This is a genomic window from Staphylococcus sp. EG-SA-2 (genome assembly GCF_017152085.1).
In genome coordinates this window covers 1-661 of the sequence record NZ_JACYHC010001174.1, presented here as the reverse complement: position 1 = coordinate 661, position 661 = coordinate 1, and the positions used below count along the sequence as shown (strand labels likewise).

The 661-nt window shown below is 29.7% G+C and carries 2 protein-coding genes; both read left to right on the top strand.

The window, feature by feature from the left end; all coding sequences use genetic code 11:
• On the top strand, positions 1-94 hold a 94-nt coding region (locus IDG60_RS28075; RefSeq protein ID WP_241013404.1), incomplete at its 5' end, for a hypothetical protein.
• Positions 95-504: 410 nt separating this feature from the next.
• The coding region (locus tag IDG60_RS28070; protein ID WP_481906111.1) for a transporter permease at positions 505-661 on the top strand (157 nt) is incomplete at its 3' end.

Sequence of the window (661 nt, the reverse complement as noted above, 5' to 3'; positions counted from 1 at the left end):
TCCAGCAACGACTAATAAAGCTTCATATAATGGTCCAAAAGGGCCAACAGGATTTATGATTCCGACGATAGTACAATGGTTAAAACAACAATAATTTAATTATTTGCCTGATACAACTTGTGTCTTGATATACATTTCTAATTTAACTCTTGAAAGTATAAAGGATCGCATTGTATCAGGCATTTTCATTGTTGTAAGAAAATATAAATCGCATATCCTTGTGAGCATAAATCAACTTGACTAGCATTGCAAAAAAATATTATAAGCATATGTTCATTCAGTCAACGACTACTAATATTGCATTTTAGAACTTAGGATTTTGATTGGTGTTCCAAGCTTGTAAAATTGTTTAATTTAATGAAAGCTAAAATTATTTTAAGAAAGACAATTAACTAAAAAATAAAGATTATTGGTATAGTTTGCTATTGACAGGTGTTAAAGCTACTGATACTATGTAGTCTATAAACGCTTTAGTTCGATAGAGTGATAAAGGATGGTTGTCATATGATAAATGCAGTAGTAATAGCAGTAATTTTAATGATTGTGCTATGTTTATGTCGATTAAACGTAGTTATAAGCTTATTTATCAGTGCGCTAGTTGGTGGCTTAATTTCAGGCATGAGCATTGAAAAAGTTATAAATGTATTTGGGAAAAATATAG